The sequence below is a fragment of the Pirellulales bacterium genome (assembly GCA_036267355.1).
GTDB lineage: Bacteria > Planctomycetota > Planctomycetia > Pirellulales > DATAWG01 > DATAWG01.
The window spans coordinates 1-13,611 of the sequence record DATAWG010000060.1; the positions used below are offsets into that span (position 1 = coordinate 1).

Below are 13,611 nucleotides of genomic sequence, written 5' to 3' on the forward strand. Positions count from 1 at the left end.
CATGCGTTGGGGCGTCGACGGCGCCGACGCGGTGTGCCACCTTCGCGCCCTGTGGCTCAGCGAAGATAGCCAATGGGAATCCTTCTGGCGGGACCACCCAAACTAAGGGCCAAGTTTACCCACAAACCTGACGCTCACACCGACCGGCAGCACAGCCGCGACGCGCGAAACCGCAAGCGGCGCGGGATATCGGTTGCAAGGGCGAAAACGATTGGAATGGCTGCGGCTAGGCGAAGCGGCTCAATACGGCGGCAGCCTCGGAGAGGAGTTGGGCCGATTCCGCTGCCGAACCGGCTTCCGCCACCGCTCGCACGATCGGCTCCGTGTTGCTCGGGCGGACCAGAAACCAGCGGTCGGGCCAATCGAGCCGCAGGCCATCGAGGCGGTCGGCCCGGGCGTCGGCGAAATGGCTTTCGAGCGCATCGAGCGCCGCCGCGAGCCGCTCACGCGGCAGGGGGATTTGCGTCTTGCCGATTTCGTAGCGCGGCAATTCGTCGGCCACTTCACTGATCTTCATCCCGCGCTGGGCCATCGCATCGAGCAGCAAGATCATCCCCACGAAGCTATCGCGCACCAGCCCGACCCGCGGATCGATCACGCCGCCGCTCCCCTCCCCGCCTAGCACCGCGCGGTGCGCGAGCATCGCATCGACCACGTTCGCCTCGCCCACCGCGCTGCGCACCAGCGGCATGCCGAAGCGGTCGGCTAAATCCTCCGACATCCGGCTGGTGGAACAATTGATCACGATCGGCCCGGGCCGCGACCGCAACACATGGGCGACGCATATCGCCAGCGTATATTCCTCGCCGATATAACGGCCATTCTCGTCGATCACCGCCAGCCGATCGGCATCGGGGTCTTGGCAAAAACCGACATCCGCTCCCGCTCGTGCGACGAGCGGCAAGATGCCGCGAAGGTTGTCGGCCGTCGGCTCGGGCGTGTGTGCGAATCGGCCATCGGGCTCGCCGCCGACGATCGTCGCTTGGCATGTCAATTCGTCGAACATCTTTCGGGCCAACAAACTGCCGGCGCCATGGTTCGAATCCAAAAGCACTTTGAACCGCCCCCGGCGAATCCGCTCGATATCGACCGTTTGCCGCAAGAACTCCCAATGCGGCGAGAGCGAATCGGGGCATGGCCGCAGCGAGCCGACGCGCTCGGTCGGAGCCCAAGCCGGCGGCTCGCACTTGTAGCGCTCGATGACGCGCAAGCCAGCCGCGGCCGGAATGACGCGCCCTTCGGACGAGAAGAGCTTAAGCCCATTGTATTGCGGCGGATTGTGGCTGGCGGAGATTTGGATGCCGCCGGCGGCGCGGTAATGGCGCACCAAGATACCAGTCGTCGGCGTGGCGGCAATCCCGGCGTCGATCACATCCCGGCCGACCGCCGTCAGCCCGCCAATGAGCGACGCGGCCAGCATCGGCCCGCTAGTCCGGCCATCGCGGCTAAGCACGATCGGCCCGGCCGCCAGCCCGGCAGCGAAAGCCGCCGCATAGCGCATCGCAATCTCCGGCGTCAAACTCTCGCCGACAACGCCTCGAAGACCGGACACACTGATGATCGGGGAAGGCATGGGGGAAAAGGCTGAAGGCTATAGGAGACAGGGGCACAACTGCCGGTTCCCCTTTCGCCGTTGCGGGAGAGGGGTTAGGGGTGAGGGGGAATCAGCGAAAACCCGCCCGCTACATTCGACGGCGGCGCGAAGTGCTTCCCCTCACCCCCGGCCCCTCTCCCGCGGCGGGGAGTGGGGAGAAAGCAGTATAGTGGATAGCCGATGTAAGCGTAGCTCGTCGCTGAGTGGATGGGTGCCATCCAACGATGCGTCGATGGCTGCCATGCCCACGGGGTGGCGCTTGGCAATACCACAATAGCCACCCGTGGCAATGCAAATCGCCCCGCCCTGAAAGGCCGATTCGACCAGCCCAGGCCGGAGCCGTGCGAGCGGCGTCCCCGGCCGTCGATCGTGCGTTGCCCGGCGAAGCGTCGGGCGATAGACTCTGCGGCATGTCCACCGCCACGCTTGAAAAACTCGATGCTGCCGCCGCTGCCGGCAAGATCACGGCCGACGCCGTTGCCTCGGTTCGCCGCTGGCTTGTCGAGCCGCGTTATGCTTCCTATGCCGCGGAAGTCGAGCGGCATATCGACGCCGGCATGTGGAAAGAGCTCGACGACGCGTTTTGGACCACGATCCCGTTTGGCACCGGCGGCCGGCGGGGAAAAATGTATCCGATCGGATCCAACACGATCAACGACCGCACGATCGGCGAAAGCGCCCAGGGCGTGGCCGATTATGTCGTCGAATTTGTTCGCTCCGCGCGGGGCAGCAACGCCGAGCTGCGCGCGGCGGTGGCTTACGACACGCGGCATCGCTCGCGCCACTTTGCCGAACTTTGCAGCGAGGTCATGGCCGCCGCCGGCTTTCGGATTTATTTTCTCGAAGGCTTCCGCAGCACGCCCGAGCTGTCGTTTACCGTGCGGCATTTTCACTGCGATTGCGGATTGATGATCACCGCCAGCCACAATCCGCCAAGCGACAACGCGGCGAAAGTGTATTGGTCGACCGGCGGACAAATTCTACCGCCGCACGATGCCGCGATCACGTCGCGCGTGATGTCGGTCGATGAAATCCGCCGGATGCCATTTGCCGAAGCGGTCGCGGCCGGACGGATCGAATATTGTCAGCAAGAAGCGGATGCGGAGTATATCGCCGCCGTGCGGTCGCAATCGCTGCCGGGCCCGCGCGAGTTGCGAATCGTCTATTCGCCCCTGCATGGCGTCGGCGGCTCGTCGGTGGTGCCGGTGCTCGCTGCCGATGGGTTTACCGATGTCGAAGTGTTTCAGCCGCATGCCGAGCCAAACGGCGATTTTCCGAATGTTCCCGGGTACGTCGCCAATCCTGAAAATCCGGCAATCTTCGCCGCGATCATGGCTCGCGGACAAGAAAGCGGCGCCGATTTGGCGATCGCCACCGATCCCGACGCGGATCGCGTCGGCTGCGCGGCGCCGGAAAAGGCTTCGGAAAAGGTGTCAGGAACCGATTCGCACTTGGCGGTCTCTGCCGCGTCGGCACTTGGCCCGAATCGGTTCCTGACACCTTTTCCGAAGTCCTTTCCGAAATGGCAAACGTTGAACGGCAATCAGATCGGCGCGCTGCTGACCGATTTCGTGCTCGATGCCCGCCGCCGGGCCGGCCGGCTTTCGCCCGAGCATTATGTCGTCAAAACACTCGTTACCACGGAAATGATCCGCCGCATCGCGGATTACTACGGCGTGCGAACGCTTGGCAATTTACAGGTGGGGTTCAAGTATATTGGGCAAGCAATCGACGAGGCCGGGCCGGAGCGGTTCGTGATCGGTTGCGAAGAATCGCATGGCTATCTGGTCGGCACGCATGTGCGCGATAAAGACGCGGCCGTGGCCGCGATGCTGCTGGCCGAGTTGGCGGCCCAATTGCGGGCGAAGCGGCAAACGCTGCACGAGCGGCTCGACGCGCTGTATTGGCAATTCGGCTATCATGCCGAGCAGCAGATCTCGCTGACGTTGCCCGGCTCGCAAGGGATGCGGCAAATCCAGTCGCTGATGGCCCGATTCCGTGCCGATCTGCCGCCGCCGCTCGGCGAGTTCACGATTCTGCGATCACGAGATTACCAATCGCTGACGGTTCGCTCTCCTGGCGAACGGGCCCGGCCGCTCGAAGGCCCGCGCGGTGATATGGTGATGCTCGATCTCGGCCGCGAAACACCGAGCGGACGTGTTGGCGCGGAATCGCCGATCGACAGCGGCGATTATCTGGCCATTCGGCCGTCGGGCACGGAGCCGAAGATCAAGCTCTATCTTTTCGCCTATGAGCCGCCCGAACAAATCGGCGACCTGGCGGAGACGAAAGCAGCGGTCGCCGAGCGGTTGCAATCGCTCGAAACCGCATTGACCGCTCTGGCGAAGGAAGTCTGAAGGTCGGCGGCGGTGCATTACATTTCAATCGTCACCGTCCGTTCGGCGCTTTCGGCGCGAATGCTTTCGATCCAACGGGCCTGCGAGAGGGCGACGCGAATTCGCGTCGGGATCGGTGTGCGAGCGGCGAAACTCGGAATGCCGTGCTCGATTTCGCAGATCGCCAACAGGTCGGCTTCGCCGTCGCCGTTGGAGTGTTCGGCCGGTTCCAAATAGCTCGACACGCGCACAAGCGGATAGCTGGAAAACGGTCCCGCGAGCGTCAGCGCTTCCGCCGCCCAAGGGGACAACAACGGCCGTGGGTCGAGGCAGTCGGTCCAACGCACGCCCCAATCTTCGATAAACGGCACCCGGCTGAGGCTGAGCCAAATGTAAAACAGCACGCTGTCGCACGAGCCGGTGTAGTCGAGCGTGTGGAAAACCTTGTCGGCGATGCAGGCCGTCAGCACCGCGCCGGTCGATGAACGAAAGACGTAGTTGCCGAGCGTGTCGACGGAGCAGTCGACGTCGTCGGAAAAAGGCTCTGAGGCTTTGAGGCTGCGAAGCTTGAGGTCGGAACGGCCCTCGGCCGTGGAATCAGGCGTGGCCGGCTGCGCGGGCGATTCACAAGGTGCCGTGTGAACTTGATAGCTGTAGCGGCGGTAGGCGAGGTTGTCGAATAAGGCGGCGAGGCGGTCGTTCATTGCCGCGCCTTTCAAGCGGCAATGCTCGGCGGGGATGCCGGCGCTATGGTACTGCGGTTGGCCGTCCTGGGTTTCCACGTAATGCCGCATGCGGAAGGGGATTGTCGTCGCGCCGACGCCGGCGGTGGCTTGCAATTGCACGTGCAGATGCGGCACGGGCGAACGGCCCGAGTTGCCGCAATAGCCGATCAAATCGCCCGCCTTGACGCGTTGGCCTTCCGAAACCACGAGCGAATTCCGCTTCAAATGGCAGAGCTTGGCGTACGAGCCGCCATCAAGCTGAATGATCGCCAAGTTGCCCCAGTTGTGGTGGAAATTGCTTGCGCCGATCGGCCGGTCTTCGACATCGCAAACCGTGCGGGCCACGACGCCGTTGCCCGGCGATAGAACCGGTGTGTTGAAGGTCGGATTGTCTTCCAGCCGGCCGGTGAAGCCGCCGGCGTCGGTGTCGAGCACCTCGAAATCGAGCGCGTGCCGCCATGCGCCGCGATGGGTGATGCCGCCGTCGACGCCCTGCGTGATCACGCGCTGGCCCGAAAAGGGGCACGAAATCGTCGGCAGCCCCGCGTGCGGAAAGCGGGCCAGATTGAGCCGGAAGCGGCGAAAATTCTCCTCCGGCCGAAGCGACGCAGACCCGGCATGCAGATAGCCGCTCGTCGAGCGCATTCGCAGGGCATAAAGCAGCGTAAGAATAACGAAGTTGAACGGCAGCGCGAGCGGAGCAAAGCGGAGCGGGTGCTGAAAGAAGGTGATTTCCGCCACGGCAACGCCCGTGCAGGCCGCCGCGCCGAACGCCGCCAACAGCAGGCTGCTCCACGACGGCACAAAAAACACGCCGCCCAGCGCCATTCCGCAAAACAAGAAATTGAACGCGATATCCAGCGGATTGACCAGTCCCGCCGAAATTGGCATGACCGCCAGCATCGCCATCCCGGCGATGTATCCCACCACCGCGCACAGAATCGACAGCCGCGAGTAACAGAATACGGCCACGAGGATCGCCAGCCCGAGCGCCGCATGCGGCAAGAACACGATCGAGCCGAACGACCTCAAGAAGCACAACAACCAAGCCGGCAGCCCGCCCAGATCGGGCGCCAAGATCAAAAGCGGACCGGTCGCTGCCGGTGTCGAAAACGCAAACGCCAAATACACCAAGCCAAGCTGCACGATCACGAACGGCAAGCTCAGCGGCGGCAGGCCCAACTGATAATGCATGAAACTCGATAGCGCCACGGTGAACAATAGGGCCACGATCGAAGCCACGACCAGCAACAATGCGAGCGATGCAACCGGCAATTGCCGGCTCCAGCCGACGTATGCGACAGCCAGCGAAATCAACAACGAATTGAACAAATAATGGCCGTTGCGAATGAATCGCCGCTCGAAGCCAAGCCCGACCGCAGCGGCAAGCGAAATGAGCGTTCCGGCAAGTCCGATCAATCCAAGCCGCGGGGCGGCAAGCGTGCAGAGAAGAACCACGCCGCCGAGCAACGCGTTTTCGGAAAAGTAAATCGTCGCGTAGCTGGACAGCAGTGCGCCGACGGTCCATCGCCATGCGGGCTCGTCGTGAGATGGTTCGTGGAGCATAGGGGCGAGGGGCGAGGAGCGAGGGGCGAGGGACGAGGGACGAGGGACGAGGGGCGAGGGAAAGGAGCAACATTGTGTGCCACTGGCAAGCGCAGTCTGCCAGTGTGACCTGCCAGCCGACGATCAATTTTCCGTCTTCCGATCGGCGGCCGACGAATGCCCCGGCCGACGACGGGTCTGGGTTAAACAGCGCCAACCCGCGCTTCCACTGGCAGACTTCGCTTGCCAGTGGCATATGCAGTGGCATATGCAGTGGCATATGCAGTGGCACACGCAGTGGCACACGCAGTGGCACACGCAGTGGCATATGCAGTGGCATATGCAGTGGCACAGCAGTGGCATATGCAGTATCACTCACAGTGACATGCGGGCCGCCTACGGCCGGCCATTTATCGGTGCGTGACCATGTATATTTGCGGGTCGCCCGTTTAGCCTTGGGGGGAGCAATTCGAGCGCTTCGACGTGCTCCAGGTTTTCGCGTTGTCGGATCAGGTCGACCTGTCCCCCCGAGGCGACCATCACCACCGCGGGGCGATATGTGATGAACTGCATCGATTGCGTGATGTTGTAGGCACCGACCGGATGCAGCACCAACCGATCGCCCGGTTGCACGGCGGGCAGCGACACTTCGTCGCGCACCACGTCGATATTCATGCACAGCGGGCCGTAGAGCGTGGTCGGAAATTTTGCCTCGTCGCGCTGCCGCGCCGGGCGGATGTTGTATTTGTACCAGGCCGAGGTGTAGAGCAGGTTCACGCCCGCATCCAGGATTGCCGATTGTCGGCCTTCGCCGGTGCGGCGGGAATCGAGCACGGTCGTAATCAGATAGCCGGCTTCATCCACCAGCGCCCGGCCGGTTTCGAGATACAAAGTCGGCTTCGAGCGATCGGCCGGAAGATTTTCGTTCAACGTGTCGCAGATGGCTTCGGCATATTGCGTAAACGAAGGAGTGACTTCGCTGCCGGGCAGATATTGATAGTGCAACGTGCTTGCCGAGGCGAACCCACCGCCCAGGTTGAGATATTCCAGCGGCAGCGAAAACTGCTCGCGAAGCTGCCGGGCCAGATTCAACAGGGCCATGGCGGCCGTTTTGTATTGCTGCGGATCGAGAATGAAGGTGCCGATGTGGGCATGCAGGCCGACCAATCGCAAACCGTTGCTGGCGGCCAATCGCTCGAGCGTCCGCAGGGCATCGCCGTTTTCATACGAAAAGCCGAATTTTTTCCATGCCGGTTGATTGCCGGTTTCCATGGTGACGCGGATTGCCACGGGAATCTTTCGCCCCAACTCTCGGGCAACGCGTTCCAGGAGCACGATTTCCTGGGCATTGTCGATTTGAATCTTCGCACCTTCGCTGGCGGCGCGGCGAAGGATTTCGTAGCTCTTGTAGGGCCCGTTGAATATGATTTGGCTGCCGGGAATGCCATGCTTGCGGGCCTTCTCATATTCGAAATCCGACACGACCTCCGCAATCGAGCCCTCGCTATGAAACACGCCACAGATCGCACTTAAATAGTTCGTTTTATATGACCACGCGAATTGCACCTTCGGATAGCGAACGCTGAAGGCGCGATACGCATCGCGATATTTCTTCCGCAGCGACTCTTCCGAGAACACGTAGAGCGGCGAGCCATGCGCGCGCACCAGATCCTCGATGCCGACGCCGTCGATCTGGTCGAACGGCTGCTCGAGGCCCGCGGCCGCGACGTGTCCATGCTTGCTCATCAGGCCCGAGAGATTGCGGGCGATCGTGGGCGGGACGTATTTGGCTTTCATGGCGTTTTTGTGGGATGAGGATGGAAGAGGCTCACGGCGGAAATGGCTCACGCGGAGGCGGGGAGACGCACCGGAGACGACGGAGAAGACGATGGCAGTGGCGAAAATACTGCGGCGGGTGTGAGAGAAGGAGTGGTCGTATACGGGGCGGCGATTGAATTGGGAGGAGGCGCCGGCGCCGGCTCGAAATCCGTGGGGCGGAGGCGGCCGGTCATCGATAGTTCGCCGAGTTGGGCGATGTCGCCCATTAAGTCGACCGCATGGCGAATGAAAAATTTGCCGGTCGGGCAGTCGGGCAAATGCGACATCCGGCCCTGCGCCAATTGCTCGACGACTAGCGCCGGCAGATTGTGGCCGAACGTCGACGGAAAATCGACCCAGGCCGGAAACCGCGGGTTGATTTCGATCAGGTAGAACGATTCGGTGCGATCGTCGCGGATGAATTCGAGTTCCAACGGCCCGCGCCACTTCAATTCGCGAATCAGCGCGATGGCGGTGTCGTTTAGATTTTCGTCGCAGACGGTGATGCCGCCGAAACCTTTGCCGCGATCGGAGAGGATCGTTTTGCGCACGGCACAAAGGCCGCTCGCGGCCCCTTCGCCGTCGCCGACGGCCATGACGTTGAATTCGCCCCCCTCGACGCACTCTTGAACCACCGCCGGCCCGCCCCACGATGCGATGATCGACGCGAATCGGTCGATCAACGTTCGCTCGTCGTGGACCCGATAGGCGCCGTAAAACGGTCCTTTCACCATCAGCGGATAGCCGATTTCCGTCGCGGCAGCGAGCAGTCCGGATTCATCGACGACATTGATGCTCGTCGGCGTTTTGCAATTCGAGCGGCGGGCGAGCGCCGGCAATTCCGATTTGCGGCAGGCTCGCAAGGCTTCCAATCGCGGCAACAGCATGCGCACGCCGCGGGCGGCCAACTCGTTTTCAAGCTTCAGCACGCCGTGCAGTTCGGTGTCGAGCGTGGGGATGAAAATATCGATCGGTTGCTCGGCAAGCACATCCTCGAGCCGGGCCAAAAGCGCCGTCGAACCAATCGAGGGAAACGGCAAACGGTAGACGACATCGGGCCCGCCGGCGACGTAGATGCCGCTTTCCATCACGTCGTAGCACAGTCCGACGATGCGGACATTGTCGAACCGGCGGCGCAGGCTGCGGATAATGCCCGGCCCGGGTTGCGGATTCTCTCCGGCGTTCAATCCGCTGACGGCGATCGTGATCGTGCTTGAATTGGTCGAGGTCATAGCAGCCGGCATGTCGTGTTCGGGCCCAAGGATCGCAATTGGAACGGCACAATCAGAACGATGCGGAGCTGTCGATTAGGGCGTATTTGCGCAGCGTGGCCAGAAAGCGATGCACGTCGTCGCGAACGGCATCGGCGGCGACCTCATATTTCGCGGTCAGGCGATCGACGATCGATTCGCCATCGAGCCCATGCTTGAGCATGCCGACAACCTCGACGCCCGTCGGGCTGAGATTGTAGGTGATTCCGCTACGAGGGTCGAAAGCGAACCCGTTGTCGTTGATCATCAGATCCTTGAGCCGATTCGGCCGCGTTCTTTCTTTCGCGAGCATTGGTGAAAACCTTCGAGATGAGCGATTTGCACGGCCGAATTTCGACACGTCGCAAAAAGCGTTGAAATGGAGAGTAACCCAATTGCGAGCAAACCGCCGGACCTTTGGCCCGCCGAGTTGCCCACGGAGCCCGCCGCGCTAGCAAGGGAGTTCGTGAACCGTGTTCCTTGTTGGCGCTGCGGGCTCCAAATCCCCCGCATTGAAACTCATCACACTGCCGTGGCCTCGATCACGCTATAAAACGCATCGTCGAGCATCGGCGAAACCCGGGCGATCTGGAAGCCGGCATCGGCCAATAGTTGCCGATACACCGCCAGCGGCTTGAACATCGCCCGGCCAAACGTATCGTAAAAAAGGTAACGGAATTCCCAGGCGACCGTGTAATCCAAATTGCCGTCGACCAGGGCTTCATTGATCAACAGCCGGCCCTCCGGCACCAGTGCCCGCCGCGCTTTTTCGAACAGCATCCGGCAAACGTCCGGCTCCCAATCCGTGAGCACCCGGCTGAACAACACGCGATCGAACCCGCTCGGCAATTCGTCTTCCAAGAAATTCCCTTCGTGCACCGAGACGCGCTCCGCGAATCGCCGCACGGCGACCGTTTGCCGGGCCAATGCGGCCGATGCCGGCAGGTTGAAGACCGTCACGCGCAATTGCGGATCTTGATGGGCGAGCGCGCAGCCGATCGTGCCATCGCCGCCGCCGACATCCAGCAGCCTCTGCGCTCCGGACATCGCCCCCGAATGGAGAAGTGTTTTGATCGCCCCGCCGGCGGTGACGCGCATCCACGTTTCCAGATGGACGGCTGCCTCTTCGCCGGGCGGCGGCCAGCGGACGGCGTTCGGCAGCGGCATGCCGGCGAGCACGTCTGCCAGCGGCAGAATCGCCACGTTGCGCCAGTAGTTTACCAGATCGCGGAAGAAGTAGCCGCCGCGCCCATCGTCGCCGAAAAATTCCTTCGCCTCCGCCGAAAGGCCGAAAATGGCCAAGTCGTCGCCATGTTCGGCCCCCTGCTCGTCGAGCAATCCGGTCAGGGCCAAGAGGTGCAAGAATTTCCATCCACGGTGCGGATCCAAGTTGAGCCGGCGGCAGATTTCGACGGCCGTCAGCGGGCCTTCCGCTCCGAGCAACTCAGGAATCTTGAGGTCCAAGAAGCCTTCCAGCACGCGCGTTCGCGCCCCGCCCGCCAGAAGCTCGTAAAACCGATTGTCGCGATTTCGCAACGAGCCGGGCGGCGGATCGAGAATCGCCGGATTTTCTGTCGCTGTGTGCATTCCGATTTCCTCAAGACAACCTCCCCGCAGCGACCGCGGCGAGAGCAACGGCCCGACTCGCCGATTTGCACCGCGGCGAGTGTTCGACGGAAGTATAGATTCCCGCACCTTAAGGCAGGATTAAGAGATGCTGCCCGCGGAAAATTTGCCCGTTTCACCGATAGCATCCGCCGCGGGCGGCGGGCTGCGTCGACAGCGACTCCGTCGCCGGATGCGGTCCGTCGTGCCTCAAGCCATACTTTGCTTGTCCTGAACGAAGCCGCAGCGTTGTTAACCGGCGGCTAATGCCTTGCCGCTCACGTTGGTTGTCCACATGTAAGCGGCGCTAGCCGCGGGAGCGGGCCGCAACTTCACACACCGGCGATAGGTTCAACTGTTGCCGGCAGCGAGACGGCCGGCAGCGAGACGGCCGGCAGCCGGACCGTGAAGGTCGTGCCGCTGCCGGTTTGCGAACGGAACGAAATCGTGCCGCCGTGCGATTCCACGATGCTTTTGCAAATGGCCAGCCCCAAGCCATAGCCTCCTGTCTCGCGCGAACGGGCTTTATCGACACGGTAGAATCGCTCGAAAATATGAGGCCAATCCGCCTCGGGAATCCCGCAGCCCGTGTCGGCGACGGTCACCACTGCCGCGCCGGCGTTTTGCGACACGCGAACCGCCACGCTGCCTGATGCCACGTTGTAGTGAATCGCATTGGTGAGCAGATTCGTGACGACTTGCGCCAGCCGCCCGCTGTCGCCCATCACTTCCACGGGCTGCGCATCGACAGCCAGCGACACATTCTTGTGATCCGCCAGCGGCTGCACCGTCGCCGCGCTTTCTAGCACGAGCCGATCGAGCGAGACGCGGTCTTGCCGCAAACCCAGTTTGCCGGCATCGGCCCGGGCCAGCGTAAGCAAGCCCTCGGCCAGCGATTTCATGCGCCGCGACGCACGCAGGCAAGTGGCGATCGTCTCGCGCAGCTCATCGGCCGATCGCGGCTTGGCCAGCGCCAATTCGCAATGCGACAGCAGGATCGTGATTGGCGTGCGCAATTCGTGCGACGCATCGGCGACGAATTCCGCTTGCCGCTCGAACGCCATTTCGAGCCGGACAAACATCGCGTTGAGCACTTCGGCAAGCTGCCCCAACTCGCTATCGACTTCCTGCAGGTTGATCCGCCGCGAGAGATTCGAGGCCGAGATGGCCGCGGCTGTGCTGCTCATGGCAGTGATCGGTTGCAGCACGCGTCGCGACAACACCCAGCCGCCGGCCAATCCGAGCAGCACCACCGCCCCGCCCGTCATTGCGATTTGCCACGCGAAGCTGTGCAAATGGGCCAACTGCGGTGCAATGGATTGGCCGACGAGGATGCGAGTTTCGTGCGGGCCGAGCGTCGTGGCCTCGCGGAATGCGGCCCGGCTGCGCAAATGAATTTGCATGCTTTCGTCGCTGCCCGGCGCCCCGAGCGAAGCGGCATCCGGCGGCGCAAGCGGCGGCGCGGATTTCGACGCTTTCAGCACAGACCCGTGGCGAAGCCATACTGTGAAGTAGGTCGAATCATCGTTGGCCGCTGCTGCAGCGGCGGGACCCGCATGATCGGGCAACACAAGTTGGCCAAACAGTGCTTCGCGCGAGGGCACCTGCGGATCGGCCGGGGCATCCGGACGATTGAAGTCGTCGATCCGCGGGCCATCCTGATCGGGACCTGGCCGAAAGGGAGCGCCCGGCGGTGGAAAGCCGGGCGGCGGCAATGGGCGGCCTTCCGGATCCAGCGGTTCGCCGGCCCGACCAGTGCCGGCTCGATCTGCACCGCGGCCGGTCGGGGGCGCTGGTCGCCCCGTTCCTTCCAACTCGAACACCGGAAATCGCTGCAACGTTGCCGCCAAGAATCGGGCGCCCGCTTGAAGCCGGGCATCAGTTTCGCGAATGGCCGCCCGCCGCACTTGCCAATAAAGCCAAGTGCCAAAACATCCCACGACGCCAAGCAAAATCAGCGCATGCCAAGCCTGCAGTCGCCAGCGGATCGATCGAAACATTGCATGCCCTCGCCCGCCCCGTCTCTAGCCCCTCACCCTAGCGCAGCCTTCGGCCGCAACCACCCTAACCGCTCACCCTAACCGCTCACCCTCGACCACGTATCCTTGCCCGCGCCGCGTGGTGATAAAATCCTTGCCCAATTTCTTGCGAACGTTCGACACATGCACGTCGACGAGATTCGACAGCGAATCTTCATTCTCGTCAAACAGATGCTCGTAGATTTGCGTTCGCGTGACGAGCTGGCCCCGCCGCAGGGCCAACAGCTCGACCAACGCATACTCGCGGGCGGTCAGCCCGGCCGGTTGCCCGTCGCGGACGACGGTTTTCGCCGCGGTGTCGATCGTCACATCGCCGATCTCGATCTGCCGGCTTGCCTGCCCGGCACTGCGACGGATCAAGGCCCGCAGCCGGGCCATTAGCTCGCTCAACTCGAACGGTTTGACGAGATAATCGTCGGCCCCGGCATCGAGCCCGCGAACCCGATCGCCGATGGCATCCTGGGCGGTGAGGATCAGCACGGGCGTTTTTTTGGCCCGCCGTAGCGAGCCCAACACTTCCCAGCCATTCTTGCCCGGCAACATCAGATCGAGCACGAGGGCATCGTAATCCCAGGTGGTCGCCTTATACAGCCCGATCTTGCCATCGCAAGCCTCATCGACGGCATACCCCGCCTCGCGCAATGTCTGCGCGACCGCGCTCAACAGATCCGGCTCATCTTCGACAACAAGGATTCGCAT

General features: G+C 62.6%; 9 protein-coding genes. 1 reads left to right on the forward strand and 8 read right to left on the reverse strand.

The window, feature by feature from the left end; translation table 11 throughout:
• Positions 1–226: 226 nt before the first annotated feature.
• Positions 227–1,573 carry a phosphoglucosamine mutase gene (gene glmM / locus VHX65_09535; protein ID HEX3998778.1) on the reverse strand — a complete coding sequence of 449 codons (1,347 nt, stop codon included), beginning with the start codon at positions 1,571–1,573 and terminating at the stop codon, positions 227–229.
• 431 nt (positions 1,574–2,004) lie between these two features.
• Between glmM and VHX65_09540 the strand changes: the two genes are divergently transcribed.
• Positions 2,005–3,951 (forward strand): phospho-sugar mutase, encoded by a 1,947-nt coding sequence (locus VHX65_09540; GenBank protein ID HEX3998779.1) that lies wholly within the window; start codon positions 2,005–2,007, stop codon positions 3,949–3,951.
• A gap of 17 nt (positions 3,952–3,968) precedes the next feature.
• Here the strand turns inward: VHX65_09540 and VHX65_09545 are convergent, their stop codons facing one another.
• From VHX65_09545 to VHX65_09575, 7 genes are all read right to left on the reverse strand, one after another.
• Positions 3,969–6,221, reverse strand: coding sequence for an urea transporter (locus tag VHX65_09545; GenBank protein HEX3998780.1), 2,253 nt, complete (start codon positions 6,219–6,221; stop codon positions 3,969–3,971).
• Between the two features lie 375 nt (positions 6,222–6,596).
• Positions 6,597–7,997: an alanine racemase gene (locus tag VHX65_09550; GenBank protein ID HEX3998781.1), complete on the reverse strand. Its 1,401-nt coding sequence runs from the start codon at positions 7,995–7,997 to the stop codon at positions 6,597–6,599.
• Between the two features lie 47 nt (positions 7,998–8,044).
• Positions 8,045–9,250 carry an ATP-grasp domain-containing protein gene (locus tag VHX65_09555; GenBank protein ID HEX3998782.1) on the reverse strand — a complete coding sequence of 402 codons (1,206 nt, stop codon included), beginning with the start codon at positions 9,248–9,250 and terminating at the stop codon, positions 8,045–8,047.
• A gap of 52 nt (positions 9,251–9,302) precedes the next feature.
• The gene (locus VHX65_09560) at positions 9,303–9,581 is read right to left on the reverse strand and encodes a PqqD family protein (GenBank protein HEX3998783.1); all 279 of its coding nucleotides are present in this window, start codon (positions 9,579–9,581) and stop codon (positions 9,303–9,305) included.
• A 209-nt stretch (positions 9,582–9,790) separates the two neighbouring features.
• On the reverse strand, positions 9,791–10,855 hold the full coding sequence (locus VHX65_09565; GenBank protein ID HEX3998784.1) for a methyltransferase: 1,065 nt from the start codon (positions 10,853–10,855) through the stop codon (positions 9,791–9,793).
• A 350-nt stretch (positions 10,856–11,205) separates the two neighbouring features.
• Positions 11,206–12,873 carry an ATP-binding protein gene (locus VHX65_09570; protein ID HEX3998785.1) on the reverse strand — a complete coding sequence of 556 codons (1,668 nt, stop codon included), beginning with the start codon at positions 12,871–12,873 and terminating at the stop codon, positions 11,206–11,208.
• Between the two features lie 72 nt (positions 12,874–12,945).
• A partial coding sequence (locus tag VHX65_09575) for a response regulator transcription factor (protein ID HEX3998786.1) occupies positions 12,946–13,611 on the reverse strand: 666 nt, incomplete at its 5' end.